The sequence below is a fragment of the Pseudomonadaceae bacterium SI-3 genome (assembly GCA_004010935.1).
Taxonomy (GTDB): domain Bacteria; phylum Pseudomonadota; class Gammaproteobacteria; order Pseudomonadales; family Pseudomonadaceae; genus Stutzerimonas.
In genome coordinates this window covers 4,261,240-4,285,088 of sequence record CP026511.1, presented here as the reverse complement: position 1 = coordinate 4,285,088, position 23,849 = coordinate 4,261,240, and the positions used below count along the sequence as shown (strand labels likewise).

Here is a 23,849-nt window from a genome sequence, read left to right as displayed (position 1 = left end):
GCACTCCGGGCTGTCTACAGGGTCAATTTTGATAAGGATTGACTCATGCCCGCAGGCTACTCGCGGGATAGATGCGTGGAGGTATTGATGCGATTGGCCTATCTGTGTGCCCCTGTTCTTGGCCTGGTTCTAGTGGGTTGTGGACAGGATGACGTTGATCGGGAGGTAGCGACGCCCGAACCTGCGATCGAAAAGCCTGAGCCGCCCTTCACGGGTGCGCCACCCTCCAATGATGGGGAGGGTGCCGGTCCTGAAGCTGGTGCACCGCTGGCGACCGGTGCAGAGGGCAGCATGGACACAGCGCCAGCGGATAACGGCAGCGGCCTGGGCACAGCGTCCGGCGCGGGCACCGCACCCAACACCACACGCGGCGCGTCAGGCGCTGCTCAGTAAACTTCCGAATGATCTGAATGCATGTGCCGAAGCCGCCCAACATGAGGCTGGCGCACTGCACGGCAGGAGAAATGATATGAAATCCAGACTGATTGCCATCACTGCAGCACTTCCGCTCGCATTGACACTGGTCGGCTGCTCGCCAGACGACGAGCCGTCGGCGCTGCGCAATGTCGAACGGAACCAGCAGGAGTACCAGAACACGGCGACCGACCCGGCCGGCCCGCGTGAAATCTCGCCGCCTTCCAACATGACCAATCAGTAGTAGGTCAGACGTACTGCGCCGCGGCGTAACCCGAGGCCCAGGCCCACTGGAAGTTGAAGCCGCCGAGGTGGCCGGTGACGTCCAGTACCTCGCCGACGAAATACAGCCCCGGTGACTTCTGCGATTCCATCGTCTTGGATGACACTTCCTTCGTATCCACGCCGCCGAGGGTCACCTCGGCCGTCCGATAGCCCTCGGTGCCTGCCGGCACCAGGCGCCAGCAACCCAATTGCTCGGCGATTTCGATCAGCTCATTGGCCGAATACTGCTTCAACGGTTTAGAGACGAACCAGTGTTCTGCCAGAAGTCCGGCCATTTTGCGGGTGAACAGTTCGCCGAGCAGGGTTTTCAGCTCGGTGTTGGGGCGCTCGCGGCGTTGCTCGTCCAGCCACTCGCTCAGGTTCAGATGCGGCAACAGGTTGATTTCGATGGCATCGCCCGGCTCCCAGTAGGAGGAGACCTGCAGAATCGCCGGGCCGGACAGCCCGCGATGGGTGAACAGAATGTTTTCGCGGAAGCTCTGGCCGTTGCAGCTGACCAGGCAATCCTCGACTGAAGTCCCTGACAGCGCCTCGCACATCGACTTCAATTGTGGCTCGGTGATGGTGAAGGGCACCAAGCCTGCGCGGGTCGGCAGCACGGTGTGGCCGAACTGCCGCGCCACTTGATAACCGAATGCGCTCGCACCGAGGGTCGGGATCGACAAGCCGCCGGTGGCGATCACCAGCGACTGGCAGGTTACCGGTCCTGCATCGGTCAGCAGCTGGTAGCCATCATCCGCGTTGTCTATGGTTTGTACGGCCGTCTCGAGCCGAAGGTCGACGCCGGCCTGCTCGCACTCGTCCAGCAGCATATCCAGGATGTCGCTCGCCTTGTTATCGCAGAACAGCTGGCCCAGCTTCTTCTCGTGGTAGGGCACGCCGTGACGGCAGACCATCTCGATGAAGTCCCACTGGGTATAGCGGGCGAGCGCGGATTTGCAGAAATGCGGGTTGCCGGAAAGGAAGTTGGCCGGCTCGGTGTAGAGGTTGGTGAAGTTGCAGCGGCCACCGCCTGACATGAGGATCTTTTTGCCGGCTTTGTTGGCGTGGTCGATGAGCAGGACCCGTCTGCCCCGGGCGGCTGCTGTGAAGGCGCACATCAGCCCGGCAGCCCCTGCGCCGATTACTATCACGTCCGTCTGCACTGCCAGCTACCTCGCCCGGAAAATGCGCGATGGTACTCCTGCCGCTCGCTGGCTGCAGCTCGGTGTTCCCGCATCCGACGAGCCGGGCATCCCAAACGGCGCTGGTTGTGATTAGCTAGCGCTGGTGGCGCTTCGCCATGAGTGTGCGGGAGAGTGCTTTGACAACAATAAAAAAATTTATGGTTGGAATGCTGCTGTCGACCAGTGCGTCGGTTTCTGCCGAAGTGCTGAGACTGGCAGGTGATGCCTGGCCGCCCTACACAGACCAAACCTTGCCCGGCGACGGGTTGTCGGTCGAGCTTATCCGCACGGCGCTTGGTCGCGCGGGCTATGACGTCACCTACACCGAGGTGCCTTGGGAGCGAGTGGTGCTGGGGTTACAGCAAGGCAAGTACGACATCATCAACGACTGGTTCACGACCCGGCATGCAGACTACGCAGCGTACAGTCGTCCCTTCCTGAGCAACCGGGTGCGTTGGGTACAGCGGCAGGGTGCGGGCATCCGCTATGAGGGACGTGAAAGTCTGCGCACTTATGACATCGTGCTAACCAATGGTTATGCCTATAGCGATGAGCTGGCAGACGATTCAACACTCAACAAAGGCTACGCCAATAACTTCGTGCAGGCGGCTCGAATGCTGCTGGCCGATCGCGCTGATCTGGCCCTTGAGGACGAGCGTACTGTGCTGTTTCACTTCAACGGCTCGCTCAAGGATGTGAGTGATGGGCTGAGTTTCGTACCAGGTGAATTCAGCATCCGCGATCTGTCGCTGGTGGTGCGTGATGATCATCCGCAGCAGGCTGCAATCATTGCGGCCTTCAACCGCGAGATCGAGGCGATGGTCGAGGATGGCACCTACGCGGCCATCTTCGCGCGCCATGGTCTGCCTTCGCCGAATTCGCTGCCTCAGCCTTGAGGCTGCGGATGTTGCCGCAGCAGGTGCGCGGCCATGCTGCGTAGTGGTGCCAGCTGTCGGCAGATCAGTCCCAGCTGGGTCTGCAGCAGACGATGGCTATCGTCGAGGTCTTCCGAGGTCTGCTCCAGCTGTTGCGCCAGCGCTTCTTCTGCTTCGCTGTAAACGGCAACCGGTTGGTTGTGTTGCAGCCCGTTGGCCAGCTCGTCGAGGCTGCTCGCCAATTGCTGTGCCGCGCTTTCCAGCATTTCGTCACGCGCATCGTCGGGCAGACTCTCGCGGTGGGCGCCCAAGCCCGACAGGTAGTTGAGCAGCGTGTGCGAGAGGATCAAGAAGCGAAAGCCGGTTTCCGCGTCCTTACGGAAATGCCCAGGTTCCAGGAGCATGTTCGACAAGGTGGTGGAGAGCGCCGCGTCGGCGTTGTGTGCGTTGCGCCGCGCCAGTCGATACGCCAGATCATCACGCTTGCCGCTTTCGTACTGGGTCATGATTTGCCGTAGATAGTCGGCGCTGCGCGCGAGCGTATTGGCGACGACCTGGTTGAGGCGCCGGCCCTGCCAGTCCGGCAGTACGAGGAACACGGCGGCCGCCGCGATCAGGCTGCCCAGGATGGTGTCGACCAGCCGTGGCCAGAACAGCCCGTAACCGTCACCCACCTGGTTGAAACAGAACAGCACCAGCAGCGTGATCGCCGCGGTCGCCAAGGTGTAGCGGCTGCTGCGAGCAGCGAAGAACACGACGCCCGCGATCACGGCGAACAGCGCCTGTATCTGCTGGCTGGGAAACAGATCGAACAGCGCCCAGCCAACAGCCAGGCCGAGTGCCGTGCCCGTCACGCGCTGGACCAGCTTGATCCGCGTGGCGCCGTAGTTGGGCTGGCAGACGAACACCGTCGTCAGCAATACCCAATAACCCTGTTCGGGGTGGATCGTGTGGAGCACGGCATAGCCACAAAGCAGCGCCAAACTCATGCGCAAGGCATGGCGGAACAGCAGCGAGGTGGGTGTCAGCTGCAAGCGGATACGGTTGAACGCATCCCGCATCGATTGTGGCTGCCGATCCAGCAGGCTGCTGTCCTGTTCCCCTTCCAGGGCATCGGGGTTGGTCGCCGTGGACAGCTGGCGCTGCATGGTTGCTAGGTTGCCGGACAATGCCCGCAGTGAGCGCAACAGCCCGCGCCACGCCGGGTTGCTCTGCATTCGCAGATGTTCCAGCGACGACTCCAGGTCCGCCAGTGCCTGTGCATTGGCTTCGCTGTAGCGAAACGGCTGACGCAGCTGGACGGCATTCGCCAGGTCCACGCAAGCCAAGCCCTGCAAGCGCAGCAGTCTGCCGCAACGAAACAGTACGTCGCTGTGAAAGAACGCCTCGGCCAGCTCCTGGTAAGGATAGTGCGAGGAGCTGACGCGCTCGTGCAGGTCCTGTGCAAGGAAGTAGAGCTTGAGGTAGTGGCTGATCTTCGCTCCGGGCCGACCATTGCCCAGGCGATGCAGCAGGGTTTCCTTGGTGGCATTCAGCGCGCTGACCACCCGGCCGTTCTGCTGCGCCAGTTGCAGGCGACGTTCTTCCACATCCAACTGGCGCACCGGCTCGAACAGGGCGGCCTTGAGTTTGTAGTACTGCCCCAGCTCCCGGTACAGGCGGGCCAGACTTTGCTGTACGGGCTGGTTCGCAAAGAGCGCATTCCAGACGACGGAAAGCAGGCCATACCAGGTCGCGCCCGCCAATAACAGCAGCGGGTCGCGCCAGGGATGCAGCGCCTCGCCGCCACGCTGGTCGGCTGCGATCATGCTGTAGATCGACAGAATCAACGTCGCCTGAGCGATGGTTGCGTAGCGTTCGCCCAGTGCACCGAGCATCACCAGGCCGAACGCTGATGCCGCCATGCCGAGCGCGAACAGCAGAGGGAAGGGGAACAGCAGCTGCACCGAAGCCGCGGCAATGCTGAAGCACAGCAGTGTGACCAGCAGGGCCGATAACCGCCCTAGCCAGCTGTCGTCGGTTTCCGCCAGGGCGCTGGCAATGACGCCGAGGAACAAGGGAATCGCCATCGATGGCTGGGAGAGGTACCAGCTCAATCCCATGCTGCCGGCCAGTGCGATCAGTACGCGAAGGCTGTAGCCGAACTTGTCCAGCGCCCAGAGCTGGCGCAGGGAATGGCTGAGCGAGGGTGAGCGCATAGAACGAGTCGGACCTGGCTGGGAGAAGAAGGTAGGACGTCGGCCGTGGGCTGACGTCACGGCAATCGAAGCAAAGCTTATACCGTCCATCCGTCTCGCATCATCGGAACGAAACCGCACGGTCATCGTTTAGCCGCATTCGTCAGGCTTCATTCATGCCGCCCCCTCCCATTCCTATAAAAGAGGACACCGCATGAACCGTGAACACGATGCCAGCCGCCGCAGCCTGCTAAAAGGTGGCGCTATCACCGCCGCCGTCGTCGCCAGCACGCCGTTTCTCGGCACGCTCGAAGCCTTCGCTGCACGTAACGCACAAGGTCGCGGCGCCGGCCTGGTTCGCAGCAGCTACGGCCCGTTGCGTCCAACCAAGGATCTGAGCACCGGTCTGGAATTGCTCCAGCTGCCCGACGGGTTCCAGTACAAGAGCTTTTCATGGACTGGCGACCTGATGGAAAACGGCCAGCCTGTACCCACGTCGCATGACGGCATGGGCGTTATCGAGGTACGTCGCGGCCAGCATGGCCCGGAAATCGTGCTGGTGCGTAACCATGAAGCCAGCACCGGCCCGCTGATCGACGCCACCGGCATCTACGATGACGTGACCCTGTCCAACGGCCAGCGTCCGGCCGGCGGCACCACCAACCTTTATGTCTCCCGCGACATCATGCAGCCGGTACGCACCCTGCCGAGCCTCGGCGGAACCCGTACCAACTGCGCCGGCGGTGTCACGCCTTGGGGCACCTGGTTAACCTGTGAAGAGAACACCTCTGACTACCGCAGCGTGGGTGGTCGCGCCCACGGCTATGTGTTTGAGGTGACGGCCGACCCGGCGCTGACCACTGGCCAGCCGATCGTGCAGATGGGTCGCTTCCGCCACGAAGCGGTCGCAGTGGACCCGCGTAACAGCTATGTCTATTTGACGGAAGACGCCCGCAACCAATCCGGCTATTACCGCTATATCCCCACTGATGCGAGCCAGCAGCCAGGTTCACTTGCCTCGGGTGGAATACTGCAAGCCGCTCGGGTGCGTAATCGTGCGTTGATCGACCTGCATGCGCCGAAGCAGGGCGACAGCTATCAGCTGGAATGGGTGGAAATATCGAATCCGGACCTCGAGCCTCAGCCCGAAGGCAGCGGCCCTTATGTTCAGGCGCGTCAGGCCGGCGGCCTGAGCATGAGCCGCGGCGAAGGGATTTGGTACAGCGAGGGCAAGCTCTACATTGTCGACACCAGTGCCGGTACCGACAGTCAGGGCCGCCCCGGTTACGGCCGTGGGGCGGTGTGGGTGCACGATCTGGCGAACGACCGCTTGACCTGCATCTTCGCGTCCACCGACGCCGAAATCGCCAACAACCCGGACAACATTACGGTCAGCCCGCGCGGCGGTGTGCTTCTGTGCGAAGACGGTGGTGGTGTGCAGGACGCTTTCGGCTTTGGCGAACGCCTGCTGGGCCTGACCACCGCGGGGGAGGCGTACATCTTCGCCAAGAACAACGTGGTGTTCGATGACGTCCAGGCCGCTGCGGCCGGGAAGAACGCTTCGGGCGGCGACTACCGCAACCGTGAATTCTGCGGCGCCTGCTTCGATCCGACCGGACACTTCCTGTTCGTCAACATCCAGACCCCCGGCATCACCTTTGCCATCTGGGGTCCCTGGGCTCGCGGTTCGCTGTAAGTCCAGTTCTGATGAGCCCGATCAGAAGGAGCTGATCGGACTTGTTTAGTTTGTAGGGTGGACGTCGCTTCTTACGTCCGCCGTCGCCGGTGGATCGGAGAAGCGTGATCCACCCTACATTCAGCTTAAAGCTGCCTGACCTTCAATGAACGCCCCTTGATCTTGCCGGAGTTCAGGCGATTCATTGCTTGCTTGGCCAGGTCGCGCTCGACGGCGACAAACGCCTGAAAGTCAAAAATCGCGATCTTGCCCACCTGCTTGCCGGGAATCCCCGCATCGCCTGTCAGTGCACCAAGGATGTCGCCGGGCCGCAGCTTGTCCTTGCGGCCTGCGCCGATGCACAGCGTCACCATTGGCGGCTGCAGCGGTTCGCCTGGCTGCACTTTCAGATCACTCAGGGGCTGCCAATTGAGCGGCGCTTTCTGCCGGTCCTCGATCGCCTGGGCGCGGTGGCCTTCGGCCGGGGCGACGAGGCTGATGGCGATGCCTTTCTTGCCGGCGCGACCGGTACGCCCAACCCGGTGGATGTGGATTTCGGAATCACGCGCCAGCTCGACGTTAATCACCATGTCCAGCGCGTCGATATCCAATCCGCGGGCCGCCACATCGGTCGCGACCAGCACCGACAGGCTGCGGTTGCTGAACATCGCCAGCACCTGATCGCGGTCGCGCTGCTCCAGATCGCCGTTCAGCGCCATGGCAGAGATACCCTTTTCGGTGAGGGCGTCGACCAATTCCTGGCACTGCTGCTTGGTAAAGCAGAAGGCCACGCAGGTCTCGGGTCGGAAGCTGGCGAGGATGCGAATAACCGCCTGCATGCGCGCCTCGGGATCGATCTCGTAGAAGCGCTGCTCGATTTGGGTGTCGTCATGCAGGGCTTCGACCTTGACCTGCTGCGGATCGCGCATGAAGGTCGATGCGAGTTGCTTGATGCCGGTGGGGTAGGTTGCCGAGAACAGCAGGGTTTGCCGCTTGGTCGGAGTCTGCCCGATGATCTCGGCAATCGCATCGTAGAAACCCATATCGAGCATGCGGTCGGCTTCGTCGAGGATCAGCTTGTTCAGGCCGTCGAGTTTCAGTGAGCCCTTCTTCAAGTGTTCCTGAACGCGCCCAGGCGTGCCGACGATGACATGGGCGCCATGTTCCAGCGAGCCGATTTGCGGGCCGATGGACACGCCGCCGCAAAGCGTCAGGATCTTGATGTTGTCTGCCGAGCGCGCTAGTCGGCGCAGCTCCTTGGCGACCTGATCGGCCAGTTCGCGAGTCGGGCAAAGAACCAGTGACTGGCAACCGAAATAGCGCGGGTTGATTGGTTCCAGCAGGGCAATACCGAAGGCGGCGGTCTTGCCGCTGCCGGTCTTCGCCTGCGCGATAAGGTCCATACCTTTAAGCATGACCGGCAGGCTTTGCGCCTGAATCGGCGTCATTTCGGCATAGCCGAGCGCGTCGAGGTTGGCCAGCGTTGCAGGGCTGAGGGGCAGGGTGGCGAAGGCTGAACTGGGCACGGTATTGATCTGCTAGAAAAAGTGAGGCGCAGTCTAACAGGCGGCCCGCATCCACGCGTGCTGCCGATGGCCCGGCACCACGGGCGGAACGGATCGCGGCGACAGCCGGTCCCACTGAAGTCAATACAGAGTCAGGAGGCCGTTTTGTCCCGTTTGTTGTTGCTATTGAGCGCTTTAACCCTTCCCGCCGTTGCCGCTGAGCCAACGCTGTTCGGCCGCTATGAGCAGATCAAGATCGAAGACCTCGGCAAGACCCTCAAGGCGAAGATGGACACCGGTGCCATGACGGCTTCGCTGTCGGCACGTGATATCGAACGATTCGAGCGAGATGGTGAAGACTGGGTGAGATTCCGCCTGGCAGTCGAAGGCGCTGACGACACGCTATATGAGCATCGGCTGGCGCGAATCGCCGAAATCAAGACCCGCAAAGAAGAGGCGGTCGACCCGGACGACGACACCGATGTGGAGCGTGGGCCAGATGTAGCCGAGCGGCCGGTTGTCGAGATGCAGTTATGCATCGGTGACCAGCTACGCGAAACCGAGGTCAACCTGACCGACCGTAGCCACTTCCGCTATCCGCTATTGATAGGTGCGACGGCGATTCGCGACCTGGAAGCGGCAATTGACCCTGCCCAGAAGTATACGGCTGGGCGTCCCACCTGCTAGTTCGGCTCGCTTCCTGCGAGCCAAGCGGGCGCGGATGGTAATAGCCTCCCGCGCCCGACGCACCCATTTGACCCCTATGGTTTGTCGCAATCAGATTCGCACTTAGCGATGCGTATTAACGACTATATCGTCGACGAGCCTGAGTCGGCTTGTAATCAAAGCATAATCTTGGGGTGTTATTTAATTTGCGCATCTTTATTGGTGCACTTATTTTCGTGCCATATGTGAGCGATAAATATAAGTCGTCTCACGCTTTATCATTTCCGGTCTCTGTTTAATAACTAGTATTCGGCGATTACAAACCTTAGTTCAACGCTTGTTTTGTTTCGTGACCGCTGGGTCAGGTAATAATGATCCTCTGCGCGCGGCAAGCGGCTCGAAAGATTGGGTTCCATTTCGCTGAGGTGTTGGCAGAAGCGCTCAGTGTATGGCTTGAGGGTCGCGTGTCTTCAGGCACTACTAGTGCGCTGGCATATGGCCTGCGGGGAGGATATGGGACGGTCAGGCGACGGTTGGGGTGTCGTTTTAGCGCTTGTTCTAGAGCCCGTCAGACTAAAGTCGGGGCTATCTTTTCACGACACATCCTTGCTAAATTCACGATGTGGTTCCCTTCACCCGTAATAAAAATAAGACGGAGAACGTCATGGCCGACGACGACGACAAAAAAAATGCTGATGCGTACTGGAAGGCGAATGTTCGCCTCATAACATGGAGCTTGGTAGTTTGGGCTCTTGTCTCATATGGTTTCGCCATTCTTCTGCGCCCTTTGCTGGCGGGTATCCCGGTCGGGGGAACTGACCTGGGGTTCTGGTTCGCTCAACAGGGTTCCATCATTACGTTCATTTTGATCATCTTCCACTACGCGTGGCGGCTGAACAAACTGGACAAGGAATTCGGGGTTGAGGAGTAACTAGAATGAGCCAATATTGGATCAACATGTCGTTCGTGGGCGCGTCCTTCCTGCTTTATATCGGGATCGCGATCTGGGCCCGCGCCGGTTCGACCAAAGAATTCTATGTCGCTGGTGGTGGCGTTCACCCGGTAACCAACGGCATGGCAACGGCGGCAGACTGGATGTCTGCAGCTTCCTTCATTTCCATGGCAGGTCTGATCGCCTCCGGCGGTTATGCCACTTCGGCGTACCTGATGGGCTGGACCGGTGGCTACGTGCTGCTGGCGATGCTGTTGGCGCCCTACCTGCGCAAGTTCGGCAAGTTCACGGTTCCGGACTTCATCGGTGACCGTTTCTACAGCCGTGGTGCGCGCCTGACTGCAGTCGTCTGCCTTATCCTGATCTCCGTAACATACGTAATCGGCCAGATGGCTGGTGCCGGTGTGGCGTTCTCTCGCTTCCTCGAAGTGAGCAACTCCACCGGTATCTGGATTGCTGCTGTGATCGTGTTCGCCTATGCGGTATTCGGCGGCATGAAGGGCATCACCTACACCCAGGTGGCGCAATACGTGGTTCTGATCATTGCCTACACTATTCCGGCCGTGTTCATTGCCATGCAGCTGACGGGCAACCCGATCCCGATGTTCGGCATGTTCAGCACCCATACCGAATCCGGTATGCCGCTGCTCGAGAAACTGAACCAGGTGGTCACTGACCTCGGCTTCGCCGCTTACACTGCGGACGTCGACAACAAGCTGAACATGTTCCTGTTCACCCTGTCGCTGATGATCGGTACCGCTGGTCTGCCACACGTGATCATCCGCTTCTTCACCGTGCCGAAGGTGGCTGACGCCCGTTGGTCCGCTGGCTGGACGCTGATCTTCATCGCTCTGTTGTACCTCACCGCGCCGGCTGTTGCCTCCATGGCACGCCTGAACCTGGTACAGACCATCTATCCGGAAGGTCCACAGGCCGAAGCGATCCGCTACGAAGATCGTCCAGAGTGGATCCAGACTTGGGAAAAGACTGGTCTGATCGCTTGGGAAGACAAGAACGCTGACGGTCGTGTGCAGATGTACAACGACACCAACGCCGCCTTCACCCCGACTGCTACTGAGCGTGGCTGGAATGGCAACGAGCTGACCGTGAACAACGACATCATTGTTCTGGCCAACCCGGAAATCGCCAACCTGCCGGGCTGGGTCATCGGTCTGATCGCTGCCGGTGCTATCGCTGCTGCGCTCTCAACTGCTGCGGGTCTGCTGCTGGCGATCTCCTCTGCTATCAGTCATGACCTGATCAAGACACTGATCAATCCAAAGATCAGTGAGAAGAACGAAATGCTGGCCGCCCGTCTAGCCATGACCGCAGCGATTCTGCTGGCGACTTGGCTGGGCCTGAATCCTCCGGGCTTTGCGGCTCAGGTCGTCGCCCTGGCGTTCGGTCTTGCGGCAGCGAGTCTGTTCCCGGCGCTGATGATGGGTATCTTCTCCAAGCGTGTGAACAGCAAGGGCGCTGTCGCAGGAATGCTGGTTGGTGTGGTTTCCACCGCCGTGTACATCTTCCTGTACCTGGGCTGGTTCTTCATCCCTGGCACTGCAAGCATCCCCAACACGCCTGATCAGTGGTGGATGGGCATCTCGCCGCAGGCCTTCGGTGCGGTAGGTGCGATGCTGAACTTCGCTGTTGCCTACGCTGTGTCGATGGCTACCGAGGCTCCGCCGCAGGAGATTCAGGATCTGGTCGAGAGCGTTCGTACTCCTAAGGGTGCTGGCGTTGCGCTTGATCACTAACTGATAATGCAGCCGGACGTCAGACTCGTTCTGGCACAAGGTTGAGGTACAAGTCGGGCTTCCATATGGAAGCCCGATTTTTTTAGGGGAGTTGTATATGTTCTGGCATCTAATCGCGGCAATCGTCGCTGGTGTAGCGGGTGCAGGCATCGGGCTGCTGCTGCGCTCACTGACGCGCAAGCGAGTGCCGAAATGGATCATTCCTGTCTGTGCAGGTCTGGGAATGCTGAGTTACACCATCCATTACGAATACACCTGGTTCGAAACCAAACAGGCCCGCTTACCGGAAGGGACCGTGGTTGTTTCGAGCGAAGAGGGGGAAATGTTGTGGCGCCCCTGGACCATGATGTACCCGATGCCCTTGAGCTACACGGTGCTCGATCAGGCAAACGCGCAGATCCAGGATACGAATCAGGGCCGCATTGCACGCTTTGTCCTGTATCGCTTCGATAAACAGCACCTGATGTCCACCGTAGTCAGTGGACGTTATCAGCTGATATGCGCGGAAAAGGCCATGTTCAGGCTGAACGAGGCGGGTCAGGCCAAAGCCGAAACCTTGACCGAGTTGGACGCCGATTCGCCGCTGTTTCAACGCATCTGCGGTGCCGATTCGCGTTAAGCCTCGGCGGAAGATTGGATCCATCACGCCGCTGAGCCCGTTGCTGGGGCGCAGCGCTGCGTTGGAGGCAACGTCTGGCCAGTCTAGGTCGGGCGGCCGGCCGAGGCTTTCAGGAACTCAATCCTTGATTACAGGCTGCGCAGTTCTGGCGGATGCTGCCATCCGACAGCGCAGCAGCGGCCATGCGCCGAGCGCTGCCGGAAGGCCTAGGCCGAGCCAGGCAAGTGCATCCCACCAGCCATCCCCCAGCAACGCAGCGAAAAGACCGGCTAGGCCGAGCACGGCTATCAATCCCGGCAGCAAGAAGGTCGATTTGCGCCAGCTCATTCCGACACCTCTCGAGCGGCCACTCGCCCGCCGTGGCGCCTAACCCACCATAGATAAAGCCCGCTACCCAGTACGATGATGGTCAGCACATCAAGCACTCCCCACAGAATCTGCATCGGCCGACCGCCGTAGTCACCGAAGTGCAGTGGTTGTGACAGGCCCAAGGCATCCATGTACCAAGGCCGCTCGCCAACGGCTGTGACCTCCAGTGTCTGCGCATCGATCAGTACGGGGGTAAGCAGGTGTGAGGTCAGATGGCTGCTGCCATTCATGAATATGGTGTAGTGATGCTCGCTGGAAAAGCGCGTGCCCGGAAAGGCGATGAAGTCCGGCTGCATACCCGGTGCTGCTTGGGCGGCGATTTGCAGAAGGTCGCTTGCCGGGGCGCGCGACGTCAGCGCTGGCGCATCACGGTAGGGCGCGAGCATTGACGCGAGCGAGTCGGCGCGCCAAGCCTCGATCACGAGGTCGGCGCAGGCGCTGACCACGCCGGTAATACCCACTACCAGCGCCCAACTGAGCGTTACCACACCGATCAGGTTGTGCAGATCCAGCCAGCGAGTCCGGTTGGAGCGACCGTGACGTACCTGAGCGAACTGAAGCCGACGCATGAATGGCGCATAAAGCACGACGCCTGAAATGATTGCCACGATAAACAGCAGGCCCATGAAGGCCAGGAACAGCTTGCCGGGCAGCCCTGCAAACATGTCGACATGCATGCGCAGGAAAAACATCATCAGGCCGCCGTTAGCCGCCGGCATTTCGACCGCTTCGCCGCTACGGGCATCGAGCATGAAGGTGTAGGAAGAGTTGGGTTCGGTGCCGGCTGTTGCAGCGGTAATCGCCACAACACCGTTAGGCTCGTCCGCTTCCCAACCGAAATACTGCACCACCTCACCCTCGCGGTGCCGCTCGGCGGCTGTCACCAACTGCTGCAGATCGAGATGCGGCGTATCGGGTGCCATCTCACGCAACTCAGGCGCCTCGCCAAGCAGATGTTCCAGTTCGTGATGGAAGATCAACGGCAATCCGGTGACCGCCAGTAAGAGTAGAAACAGCGTGCAGATCAGGCTGGTCCAGGTATGGACGAAGGACCAGCGGCGGATGGTTTTGCTTTTCATCATGACTCCAGAATGCCAAAGGCCGCGTCAGCGGCCTCCGGTACTACTGAGAGGCTCACCAAGCGTAACTTAGGCTAGCCGTTACGCGGCGCGGGTCGCCGGCATAGCAGTAGAAGCCGTCGCAGGTGGCTAGGTATTCCTTGTCGAACACATTGTTAGCGTTGATAGCGACACTGGCGCCGCGGAGGCTGCTGTCGACCTGGCCGAGGTCATAGCGAACAGCAGCGTCGTAGACTGTGTACGCGCTTGAATGGCCGTCCGATTCATCACGCACGAAGCCGACGCTCCCTACCGCAATGTTGTCGGTGGCGCCGACGTAACGCGCGCCAAAACCAACCCCAAAGCCGGCCAGCGGACCTGTTGCCCAGTCATAGTCGGCCCAGATCGCTGCTTGATGCTCGGGGGTCAGCGGCAATGGACGGTTCTGGTCCAGGGGGTCGCCGACTTTCGTCATCTTGCTGTTGGCGTAGGTATAGGACGCCGTCAATTTGAGATTGTCCGTGACACTACCCGTCGCCTCTAGCTCCAGGCCGCGAACCTGTACTTCGCCGACTGGGGCTGTCACGCCGCTGGTGTTGGTACTGATGATGTCCTGGCGCGTCAGGTCATAAACAGCTGCGCTGAGCAGCAGCTCGCTACCGTTGGGTTGATACTTGATACCGGCTTCATATTGCTTGCCAGTGCTCGGCCGGAAGGTCTGTCCGGCGGTTCCGCCTGCTTCGGCCTGAAAGGACTCGGCATAGGACACATAGGGAACCAGTCCAGATTCGAACACATAGCTCAGAGCCGCGTTACCGCTGAAAGCGCTGTCGCGGCGGCTGTCCTGGGCGTTGCCAGCGTTGTAGAACACCGAGTCGGTGTCTAGCCGATCCCAGCGGCCGCCTAGCGTCAGGCGCCAGGCATCGATGGACATTTGGTCTTGCAGGTATACGCCAGTGTTACGGCGTTTCTGGTTGTAGTCCTGGAAAGCAGCGTAGGCGACGCCGCTAAAGTCTTGGTCGTAGACAGGGTTGATGATGTTGCTGGCAGGCGCTGCGCCGTACTGCCAACGGTAGTTTGTATTCACGCGCTGATGATCGAGACCCAGCAGCACGGTATGGCCAATGACGCCCGTGCTGAAATCCGCCAGGAAGTTGTTATCCACGGCGAAGTGGCTGATGTCCTCGTCGTATACGTTGGCGCCACGCTGCACCGTGCCGTCGTCCGCAACCGCAAAAGCCCATCCGCCTGCGGTGATCGTCTGGGCTTCCAAGTCGATCTTGCTGTAACGCAGATTCTGCCGGAACTGCCAGACATCATTGATGCGGTGCTCGAAGGCATAGCCCAGGGCGTAGTAGCGCTTGTCGTAGAACTCCCAGCTTGGATCGCCCAGGTTCTCGTTGTAGTCGACTTTCCCTGCGGGTGTGCTCAGCTTGGTGCCCTGAAGTGGCAGGAACTGGCTGGTGGCGCCGGTATCGTCGCGGTTGAACTGGCTCAGGAAGGTCAACGTGGTGTCGTTGCTGATGTTCCAGGTCAAACTTGGTGCCAGGTTGAAGCGCTGGTCGTCCATGTGTTCGATGACGGTTCCACTGTCGCGACCGACGCCGCTGAAGCGATAGAGAAAGCGGCCCTCGTCGTCGATACGACCGGTGGTGTCGAAGCTGATCTGCTTGTGATCGTAGTTACCGACCTGCACCTCCACCTCGCGACTGCTCTCAGCTTGCGGACGGCGGCTGACGGCGTCCACCAGGCCGCCCGGGGGCGTTTGTCCGTAGACCGAAGAGGCCGGGCCGCGCAGGATGGCTACGCGCTCCAAGCTCCAGGTTTCCAGCTTGGGCATGGCATAGGTGCCTTTGATCAGTGGCAGGCCATCAAGCATCTGAATAGGTTCGAAGCCGCGAATTTTCATCCAGTCGGCGCGACTGTCACTGCCATAGCTGCTGGCGATGACGCCCGGCATGTAGCGCACCGCGTCGTCGAGGCTCTGCACATTGCGGTCTTGCATTTGCTCGCGGGTGGCCACTGAAATCGAGCGAGGGGCTTCAAGTATCGGGGTGTCGGTTTTGCTGCCAACAGCGGTGCGATTCGCCAGATAGCCATCCGCAGGGCCCCAGGCGTCTGCGACGGTCTCGCTGCCTGTAATCACTACTCCTGGCAGAACCATGGCTTCAGCGGAACTGAAGGTTGCCCCCGGCTGAAGGCTGTAACTGCCCGAATCGGTGTGTCGCAGCTCTAGCCCGGTTCCTCGTAGCGCTTCGTACAGCGCCCCCTGGCCATCGAAGCGACCTTGTACCGGCTCGGCCATGCGGTTGCGAGTCAGAGCAGGATCAATACTGAGCACCAGCCCTGCTTCGGCGGCGATGCGATTCAGCGTCGAAGCCAGAGGCGCGGCGGGCAGGGAGTACTCGCGAACCTCGCCAGCAGCCGTTTCGCCATTGGAGGTCTGGGCCAGTAGTGGCAGTGGCGCGACGGCAATAGCAACGGCCAGAAGGCTGGGGCGGAACAGTGAAAGCGATGGCATTTGTGAATAACTCCCGAATAGGAATATGTCTCAGTTATTCATGAGGCCGGAGGAGAAATGAAAAGTGATAGGGGCAGCTGAAAATATTTTTTATAGGGCCTGGAGCCACCGCTGCGATGTGCGCTGCAGTTACTTGTGCGAATCGCTGGCAGGTTGCGCCGGAACGACCTTGACCCACCAATCAGTGTGCCGCTCGATCTGCACCGGTAGGCTGGGTGGCAGGGCCGCCAGCGCGCGGTCGGTGTCGTGCAGCGGAAAACTACCGCTGATGCGCAGGGACTCGAGGCTCGGATCGAGGCCGAGGTAACCACGGCGATACTCACCGAGTATGGCTAGCAGCTCGCTCAACGGCAGATCTTCTACCACGAGCATGCCCCGGCTCCAGGCGTCTGCCGCAACCGGTGCTGCCTGATTGTCGTCGAGATAGTCGCGGTGCATCAGTAGCTGCTCGCCAGCCTGCACGGTGCGACCCGCCTGTAGGCCGCCGGGAAGCGCGGCCACAGCGGATCGGAGTACGACCAGGCGGGTCGCATCACCTTCTCGGCGAACGATGAATCGCGTGCCGAGCGCGCGTAGATCGCCTTGTTCGGTTTCGACGACAAAGGGTCTTGGGTCATTGCCCGGTGCGGTTTCAACGAGCACCTCACCGCTGTGCAGAAACAGCCGGCGCTCTTGCTGATCGAAGTGAATATCCAGTGCGCTGCGGCTGTTTAGCTGTATGTGGCTATTGTCAGCCAGCGTAACGCTCAGCTGTTCTCCGGCGCCGGTGCGTTCGTCAGCTAACCACACCGGCAGCGGCTGCGATTGCAGTGCGATTCCCATGCCCAGCGTGCACAGCAATGCCAGGCCGAGAAGCGCACGACCTACTGTCCGCCGTCCGGAGTGAGCACTGATCTGCAACGCCCTTCGCGCGGATGGGGAATTAATGGTGCCGAGTTGCTGATCGATGCCACCCAGTTGTGCCCAGGCTTTGGCGTGCTCGGCACTTTCACTCAACCAGCTTTGTAGCGCCTTTCGGACCTGAGGGCTCGCGCCACCGTCGCCAAGACGCAGCTGCCAGGAGATAGCCTCATCGAGCACACGGGCCGATACCGGCTGCCGGTCCACACTCATCTAGGCGCACCGTAAACGGCGATATAACACTGGCGCAGAGCCTGGGCGAGGTACTGTCTTACGCGTGGAACGGAGACGCCGAGGCGCGACGCAATTTCGGCGTGGGTCAGGCCGTCCAGGCGGTTATAGAAGAAGGCTGCACGTGCATTAGCCGAGAGCGCACCGAGCATGAGGTTCACTTCGCGCAATGCCTGGAGCACTTGCAGCTGATCCTCGGCGCTGGGTTGCGTGTCTTCCGGCTGCAGTGCCAGCTCATCGAGATAGGTGCGCTCCAGCGCGCTGCGACGAAAATGATCGATCAACAGGCCACGAGCGATTGTCGCCAGCAAAGTGCGCGGCTCACGAAGATCGCCTATATCGTCACGCTTGAGCAGCCGCAGGAAGGTGTCCTGGCTCAGGTCCTCGGCGCGATGAGGACACGCCTGGTGGCGGCGGAGCCAGTTCAACAGCCAATCGCGATGATCGCGATACAGCGAGCCCACGAACTGTTGATGGGTCGACCCAGCCGACAAGCGAATGCTCCAAGGCCGACACCTCGGCCAATAACGAGAACTATTCGCACATGATCGCAAGTTGCCGGCAGCGGTGCAACGAGGATGTTGCGCCGTTCGATCAGGAACCCGGCAAGCCCTATTACATGAACTGAGCCTGCTGCCGTTTGCGCCAGTTGGCCAATCGTTGGCTCATCGCCTCAAGGCTGTCCACGCCCTGTCGACGCGCCTTGCTGAACAGGATCAACGCCAGCTCAGCAGTGGCCAGTGCATCTGCGCTGGCGTGATGGCGTTGCAGAACTTGAAGTCCGAAATGGCTACACCAGTCATCCAGACCGTTTTGCCTCGGTCGGTTGTCGGGGCAAAGCATGGGTGCAACTTCGGCAATGTCGATGAATGGATGGCGCAGCTTGTAGCCTAGCGTCTGTTTTAACGCGCGGGTGAGCATGCGCTGATCGAAACCGGCGTGGAATGCCAGAATCGGGCTGTCGCCAATGAACTCCATCAAATCCAGAAGCGCTTCGGCCGGGTCTTCGCCCGCTTCGAGTTCGCTTGGCGCAATCCCGTGGATCAGCACGCTTTCGCTGACCTTTTGCGCCCGGCGCAACAGCGTCGACTCGTACTGGTCCCCCAGTTGGATGCCGCCTCGCTCGATAACCACTGCGCCAATGGAAAGGACGATATCGCGGCGCATGTCGAGACCGCTGGTTTCAAGATCAAGCACCACCATGCGCTGCACGTCGAGCGGACAAAGGTCCAGGGCAGCAGGCGGCACAAGCTGATCACGCCGTTGCAGTTGTTCGAGTTCGAGGATAGGGCCGCGACGTTTGAACCAGGGCATATTCATAACTGGTAGCGGACCGCCAGACTGCTCTGTAGGCGCTGGGCTTGGCGAAAGGATTCGCGCAGGATACGCCGATCCAGGTGATTGAGGGTGTCCGGGTCGAGCCGGTTCGAGTAAGGCCTTCCGTCGCGTGCCTGCTGCTGGTGCTGCTGCATGCGGGTCTGCTGGATGAAATGGTAGGCCTCTTCATAGGCAGCACCATCCTTTCCGTCGATGACATCTTTTTCGACCAGCTGGCGCAATCGGTCCAACGTATTGCACGCTGTGATGCCGTGGCCCAGCGCCAGCAGTCGCGCGCCGTCTACGAAGGGTGTCAGGCCCTGCACTTTAAGATCCAGGGTCGCTTTGCCGTCGCCTTTACGGGTCACCACGAAATCGCGAAAACGTCCTACGGGCGGGCGATGACGTAGCGCGTTTTCCGCCATCATGCGCTGGAACAACCGACTGTCGCCGACCTCCTCAAGCATGTTGCTGCGCAGCTGCTCGCACCCCTCGCTGGGACCCCAGATCGCGCGCAGGTCGAAATAAATGGTGCTGCTGAGCAGATTTTCCGGTGTCGATTCCCGAATGAAGGCGCTGAAGCGCCGCTGCCATTCGAGTCGTGAAAGGCACAGCTGCGGGTTGCTGGCCATGATGTTGCCCTTGCACAGGGTGAAGCCACAGGTGTCCAGATCGTGGTTGATGCGCTCTGCAAGCGGCAGCAGGCGGCCCCGGATAGAAGCGGCTTCGGCTGCGTCAGCAGCTTCGAAGAGCATGCCGTTGTCCTGATCGGTATGCAGGGTCTGCTCGCGGCGCCCTTCACTGCCGAAGCACAGCCAGGTGAAAGGGATGCCGGGGTCGCCGAGCAATTCGATGGCCAGTTCGATCACGCGGCAAACCGTATGGTCGTTGAGCAGCGTGATGATGTGTGTGATCTGTGTAGAGGAGGCGCCGTGCGCCAGCATATTGTCGACCAGCTGCAAGATCCGGCTGCGGATGATCACCAGCGTCTCGACGCTGTCGGCGTGCGAAATCGCCTGCGCCAGATGAACCAAGTCGACGCGCTGCAGCGAGAACAGATCGCGCTCGGAAATCACCCCGCTCAGCAGGCCTTTATCGACAACGCAGACGTGAGCGATGTGACGCTCGGTCATGGCGATAGCGGCATCGAAGGCTGTTGCATCCGGCGGGAGATGGAATGGATCCTGCGTCATGAATTCGGCAATCGGGGCGGACAGGTCGGTCGTACCGGTGCCGATCACGCGGCGCAGATCGCGCAAGGTGAAGATGCCTCGCGGGTGAAATTCGAGGTCGGTAATCACCACGCTGCCGGTGTTGTTTTCGTGCATCAGGGCCACCGCATCGGCCAGTGGCATTGATGGCAGGCAAGAGACCGGATGGTGCAAAGCGAGCTCGCCGATGCGCGTCTCTAGCGAGTATTGCTCGCCAAGGCTCTCCACCGCGCGCATCTGCGCCTGCTGATTGACCAAGTCGAGCAGGCTACTGACGCCGCGCATGGCGAAGTCACGAAATGCCGCGGATTTGGAGACCAGCTTGACGAAGGCGGGCTTGTTCAACAGAAAACAGAAGGTGTCTTCGGCGGCGAAGTGCCCGGTGCGGGTGGCACGCTCGCCCATCAAGGCGGCCATCGGAAAGCATTCGCCGACGATCACCTCGAAGGTTGTGTCGGTGCCGCGCTTGCTGGTGTGTGGGCGCTGACCATGAACCCGGCCCTGCTTGATGATGTAGAAGTGCTCGACGACGCCGTCATCAGGCGAAATGATGCAATCGCCTTCGCTGTAAAAGCGCAGCTGGCAGTTTTCAACCAGATAAGCCAGATGGCCGGGCTCCATCTGGTTGAACGGCGGGTACTTGCGCAGAAACTCCATGGTTCCGTGGATGTTCTGCAGTACGGCGGTTTTGCCTGCCTCGGCGAAAGCATCGGCTTTGCTCATGGTTCGGTTCCATTTTTGCGCCCAATGGTGGGCTGTGGGTCCGGTGGGGCACATTGGACGTAAGTCTAGTCGCGGGCAGGCTGCATCGGGCTGACACGGGTCAGCTGAGCGGGCTGGGTTGTAGCAGGATTTTGCGCGCATAAAAAAACCGCCCCGTAGGGCGGTTCTGGTGGTGCGTTCGATTACGGCAGGGTGAACAGCACCTTGACCGAATCGTTGACCGCGGCGCTGTCGACATAACCGATGGCGTCGGCTTCGGCGGCAACCTTGGCGACCATCGCGGCGTCGTCGGCGACGCTTGGCAGTGGCTGGCCCTTGCCGGTGAAAATCAGCCCGGACCAGTACGACTTGAGCTGCGACTCGTTCTTGTTGGTGACGCCTGAATAGAAAGCCTCTTTGGCGGGAGTCCAGCCGGCTTGGTCGACGCCTTTCATGGACTTGTCCTTGCCCAGGAAGATGTTGGCTACGTCGGACTGCGACGGCGCCTTGGAAGCACCGGGATTAACGATGACCGCGACTTCAGCTTGAGCCATGGAAACCATGCCGAGCAGGGCTGCGCTGCCGAGAATGCGAAGGGATGTTTTCATCTAGACGCTCCTCAGAATACGAAATCGACGCCGACGGAAACGATGTCGCCGTCGTAGTTGCGGGCGGGGGCGCCACGGGTGCCAGCGCTGAGGTCATACACTGCGTTGTTGAAGACTTCCTGGGCGTTGCGGGTGAACACACCGTCATAACCATTTTTGGTGTCCACGCGCTTGTACTCCCCCTTGACCACGACGGTCGGGGCGGCCTGGTAGTTCAGCCCCAGCGTCCAGGAGGACTGACGACCACCGTTGTCGTCCAGCTGTGCATAAGTCACGTGCGGCAGGAAATCACCGAAGCGACGGCCACCCATCAAGTAGAAGGAATCAATCGACTCCATGTTGTCGTTCTCGATCATGCGTGAGGTCCATTCGTTGCTGCTGACCCAGACGCCGTTGTCGTACTGGTAGCCGATCGAGGTGAACTTACCTTTTTCCTTGTCCAGAGCGAGCAGGCTCAGTGGAGCCCTGACGCCCGGCGCCACAGTGACCGTGCCGTTGATATCCGTCTTGATATCCGCTTCGACATAGCCGACGCGCAGCGTACCGAAATCATTGGTGGCCAGGCTGACGCTGGCGCCGAACAGGTTGCCGTAGTCAATATCGAACTGCTCGTCATAGGCGTAGTAGTCACGATTCTTGGCCTGACCACCCGCGACCTGGATGGTCACCGAGCCGTAGGACAGCGGTACGGTATAGACCGCATCGACGCCTTCGTAATTGGTCACCTGGACCTGGCTGTACACCTCGTCAGGCAGGCGCAGCCAAGGGTAGCTGTAGCCGACGTCGAGGCTTTCGGAATACATGTAGACCGGGCTGCGCAGGCGGCCGGCGCGGAGCATCAGTTGATCGGTGGTCTGCCACGAGAGGTAGGCCCACTCCAGGTTGGCTTTCCACTCATCCTGCTGTGCCTTGGCAGTGGCCTGAACGGTCACGCCGACGGTGTCGGTGATGCCGTAGGTCAGCTGGGCGCCGAACTTGGACAGTTGGTCGCCGCGCCAAGAATCGTTGGTTTGGCCTTGAACACCATAGCTGCGGCCATCGTCTTCACCACCCAGATGGGTGAAACCGACGGTGCCGAAACCGTTGAAGCGGTGCTCGCCTTGCTCGAGGGCGAAGGCTTGAGTGGTCGCCAGGCAGACGGCTGCCAGGCCGATAACACGTACTGCGGTCATCAGGGTGCTCCTAAAATCAATTTAAACGCGGAATTGGGCCGTGGCCGCACGCAGGTGATCGCCCGTGCTGACCAGTTGCTCGCCCAGTCGGGCGGTGGCTTCGGCGCCGTTTGCGGTTGCTTGTGCGTCCTGCTGCAACACTTGGGTTTCTTGTTGGATGGAACTCGACAGGCCGATCTGCTCCTGAGTGAACTGAGCGATACCGGCATTGAGTTCGTCGATCTGGTTGACGGTGCGGGCAATGGTTTCGAGCAACTGGGTCGCTTCGACCGAGCGTTCGATGCTGGCGCGCGATTTCTCGCCATTGCTGTTCATCACATTGAGCACGGTGTTGGCGCTGCTTTGCAGTCGCTGGATGATCTGCTGAATCTCTGCAGTGGAGGCGGAGGTTTTCTGCGCCAGGTTGCGTACTTCGTCAGCCACTACGGCGAAGCCGCGACCCTGTTCGCCGGCGCGGGCGGCTTCGATGGCGGCGTTCAATGCGAGCAGGTTGGTCTGTTCGGCAATACTACGGATCACGGTGAGCACCGAGCCGACTTCCTGGGTTTCCTCTTCCAGCTGCTCCATGGCCTTGACTGCGCCCATCACACTGTCGCCCAGGTCGCTGATACCGGTCGACAGGCTGCCAACGTGCTCACGCGCGGTGGCGGCCTGGCGCGCGGCCGAGTTGGCTTCGTCCGAGGCCTGCTGCGAGCGATGCGCGACCTCCTGGATGCTACCGGTCATGGTGAGGATGTCGCGGGTGATGGAGTCGGTGTGGTGCTGCTGCGACTTGGCGTTCTCTTCCGAACCCTGAGTCAGGTTGTAGAGTTCCTTGGAGACCTGGCCCAGGGGGCTGGCAGCTTCGATGATCTGGCGGATAGTGCGCTGCAGCTTGTCGAGAAAGCCGTTGAACAGCTCGATCATGGCGCCGATCTCATCGTTCGACTCGACATTAACGCGCTGGGTCAGGTCGCCGTCTCCACGTGCGATGGACTGCAGAGAGGCGATCACGCCGCGTACGTTTGACATCACGCTGCGAATCACCAGCCAGGCGCCGAGGCCCACAATCACGATCAGCACCAGACTCAGGATGATTCCCAGTCGAGTGGTGTTTTTGTTGGCTTCGCGGGTTTCGGCCAGGGTCTGTTGGAAATCCTGGTACGCGCCGGTGCGGAAGTCAGTGGCCAGTTTCTGCGCTTGGGCAAGGTCACTGGCCATACGATCCAGGCTCGGGCGTAGATCATCGAACGAGGCACTGCCGTCGATCAGCTTGGCGGAAGCGTCGAGCGCGTTGTCGGCGTACGCCTTGACCGCCTTGCGCCAGTCGTTGAGCGCCTGAAGCCTTTGCGGCTGGGTGTTCAGAAGCGTGGCGAGCGCCTGCTGCTGCGCATCGATTTCACTGAGCCCTTCGCGCGCTTCGCCGAGAATGCCCGACTCTCCGGCGGCCACGGCATTGTTCAACAGGCCGGGAATACGGGAGAACTGAAAGATCACCGCGTCAGCCTTTTCCAGCGTGGGATAGCTTTGTGTTTCGATGCTGACCAGGCGCGAATCCGTCGCAGACAGCTGCAGCGAGGTATAGCCGACATACAGAATCAGCCCGAGCAGGGCGACGGCGGGGACCAGCGACAGCTTCGCAGTAAGCGAGAAATTCTTGAACATGCATCGACTCCACAGTGGGTGGCGGATA

Annotated in this window: 21 protein-coding genes; 8 read left to right on the top strand and 13 right to left on the bottom strand. The window is 60.5% G+C overall.

The features are described 5' to 3' along the window. Window positions 1-87: 87 nt before the first annotated feature. Window positions 88-393, top strand: a complete 306-nt coding sequence (locus tag C1896_19965; GenBank protein ID AZZ47001.1) for a hypothetical protein — start codon at window positions 88-90, stop codon at window positions 391-393. A gap of 76 nt (window positions 394-469) precedes the next feature. Continuing rightward, on the top strand, window positions 470-658 hold the full coding sequence (locus C1896_19960) for a hypothetical protein (GenBank protein ID AZZ47000.1): 189 nt from the start codon (window positions 470-472) through the stop codon (window positions 656-658). A gap of 4 nt (window positions 659-662) precedes the next feature. On the opposite strand, the gene C1896_19955 is transcribed toward C1896_19960, so the two are convergent. Beyond that, complete coding sequence (locus tag C1896_19955; GenBank protein ID AZZ46999.1) at window positions 663-1,844, bottom strand: aminoacetone oxidase family FAD-binding enzyme; 1,182 nt, start codon at window positions 1,842-1,844, stop codon at window positions 663-665. Window positions 1,845-2,032: 188 nt separating this feature from the next. Here C1896_19955 and C1896_19950 point away from each other — a divergent pair, with 188 nt between their 5' ends. Beyond that, window positions 2,033-2,761 (top strand): amino acid ABC transporter substrate-binding protein, encoded by a 729-nt coding sequence (locus C1896_19950; protein ID AZZ47748.1) that lies wholly within the window; start codon window positions 2,033-2,035, stop codon window positions 2,759-2,761. Here C1896_19950 and yccS read toward each other — a convergent pair. Continuing rightward, window positions 2,752-4,938, bottom strand: a complete 2,187-nt coding sequence (gene yccS / locus C1896_19945; GenBank protein AZZ46998.1) for a TIGR01666 family membrane protein — start codon at window positions 4,936-4,938, stop codon at window positions 2,752-2,754. The two genes, C1896_19950 and yccS, sit on opposite strands and share 10 nt — an antisense overlap. Before the next feature lie 193 nt (window positions 4,939-5,131). Between yccS and C1896_19940 the strand changes: the two genes are divergently transcribed. Further along, window positions 5,132-6,613, top strand: a complete 1,482-nt coding sequence (locus C1896_19940; GenBank protein AZZ46997.1) for a DUF839 domain-containing protein — start codon at window positions 5,132-5,134, stop codon at window positions 6,611-6,613. A gap of 125 nt (window positions 6,614-6,738) precedes the next feature. On the opposite strand, the gene C1896_19935 is transcribed toward C1896_19940, so the two are convergent. After that, complete coding sequence (locus C1896_19935; protein AZZ46996.1) at window positions 6,739-8,118, bottom strand: ATP-dependent RNA helicase DbpA; 1,380 nt, start codon at window positions 8,116-8,118, stop codon at window positions 6,739-6,741. A 144-nt stretch (window positions 8,119-8,262) separates the two neighbouring features. On the opposite strand from C1896_19935, the gene C1896_19930 reads away from it, so the two are divergent. The 4 genes from C1896_19930 (at window position 8,263) to C1896_19915 (ending at window position 12,088) form a co-directional block, all read left to right on the top strand. Beyond that, a complete protein-coding gene (locus tag C1896_19930; GenBank protein AZZ46995.1) occupies window positions 8,263-8,784 on the top strand; it encodes an ATP-dependent zinc protease in 522 nt (173 codons plus the stop codon). Between the two features lie 643 nt (window positions 8,785-9,427). After that, a complete protein-coding gene (locus C1896_19925; protein ID AZZ46994.1) occupies window positions 9,428-9,694 on the top strand; it encodes a DUF4212 domain-containing protein in 267 nt (88 codons plus the stop codon). Window positions 9,695-9,699: 5 nt separating this feature from the next. Beyond that, the gene (locus tag C1896_19920; GenBank protein ID AZZ46993.1) at window positions 9,700-11,469 is read left to right on the top strand and encodes a cation acetate symporter; all 1,770 of its coding nucleotides are present in this window, start codon (window positions 9,700-9,702) and stop codon (window positions 11,467-11,469) included. A gap of 97 nt (window positions 11,470-11,566) precedes the next feature. Continuing rightward, the gene (locus C1896_19915; GenBank protein ID AZZ46992.1) at window positions 11,567-12,088 is read left to right on the top strand and encodes a hypothetical protein; all 522 of its coding nucleotides are present in this window, start codon (window positions 11,567-11,569) and stop codon (window positions 12,086-12,088) included. Between the two features lie 117 nt (window positions 12,089-12,205). On the opposite strand, the gene C1896_19910 is transcribed toward C1896_19915, so the two are convergent. The 10 genes from C1896_19910 to C1896_19865 form a co-directional block, all read right to left on the bottom strand. After that, window positions 12,206-12,415, bottom strand: a complete 210-nt coding sequence (locus tag C1896_19910; protein AZZ46991.1) for a hypothetical protein — start codon at window positions 12,413-12,415, stop codon at window positions 12,206-12,208. Next, on the bottom strand, window positions 12,412-13,536 hold the full coding sequence (locus tag C1896_19905; GenBank protein AZZ46990.1) for a peptidase: 1,125 nt from the start codon (window positions 13,534-13,536) through the stop codon (window positions 12,412-12,414). The genes C1896_19910 and C1896_19905 overlap by 4 nt, the downstream gene beginning before the upstream one ends. Before the next feature lie 55 nt (window positions 13,537-13,591). After that, on the bottom strand, window positions 13,592-16,036 hold the full coding sequence (locus C1896_19900) for a TonB-dependent siderophore receptor (protein ID AZZ46989.1): 2,445 nt from the start codon (window positions 16,034-16,036) through the stop codon (window positions 13,592-13,594). A gap of 129 nt (window positions 16,037-16,165) precedes the next feature. Continuing rightward, window positions 16,166-17,149, bottom strand: a complete 984-nt coding sequence (locus C1896_19895; GenBank protein ID AZZ46988.1) for an amino acid ABC transporter substrate-binding protein — start codon at window positions 17,147-17,149, stop codon at window positions 16,166-16,168. Beyond that, a complete protein-coding gene (locus C1896_19890) occupies window positions 17,146-17,661 on the bottom strand; it encodes an RNA polymerase subunit sigma (protein AZZ46987.1) in 516 nt (171 codons plus the stop codon). The genes C1896_19895 and C1896_19890 overlap by 4 nt, the downstream gene beginning before the upstream one ends. Window positions 17,662-17,782: 121 nt before the next feature. Then, window positions 17,783-18,487: a 3'-5' exonuclease gene (locus C1896_19885; GenBank protein ID AZZ46986.1), complete on the bottom strand. Its 705-nt coding sequence runs from the start codon at window positions 18,485-18,487 to the stop codon at window positions 17,783-17,785. After that, window positions 18,484-20,418 carry a cyclic nucleotide-binding protein gene (locus C1896_19880; protein AZZ46985.1) on the bottom strand — a complete coding sequence of 645 codons (1,935 nt, stop codon included), beginning with the start codon at window positions 20,416-20,418 and terminating at the stop codon, window positions 18,484-18,486. Before C1896_19880 ends, C1896_19885 begins: the two co-directional genes overlap by 4 nt. Before the next feature lie 182 nt (window positions 20,419-20,600). Next, a complete protein-coding gene (locus tag C1896_19875; protein ID AZZ46984.1) occupies window positions 20,601-21,005 on the bottom strand; it encodes a phosphate ABC transporter substrate-binding protein in 405 nt (134 codons plus the stop codon). Window positions 21,006-21,016: 11 nt separating this feature from the next. Further along, the gene (locus C1896_19870) at window positions 21,017-22,177 is read right to left on the bottom strand and encodes a hypothetical protein (GenBank protein AZZ46983.1); all 1,161 of its coding nucleotides are present in this window, start codon (window positions 22,175-22,177) and stop codon (window positions 21,017-21,019) included. 21 nt (window positions 22,178-22,198) lie between these two features. After that, window positions 22,199-23,821 (bottom strand): chemotaxis protein, encoded by a 1,623-nt coding sequence (locus C1896_19865; GenBank protein AZZ46982.1) that lies wholly within the window; start codon window positions 23,819-23,821, stop codon window positions 22,199-22,201. Window positions 23,822-23,849 lie beyond the last annotated feature (28 nt).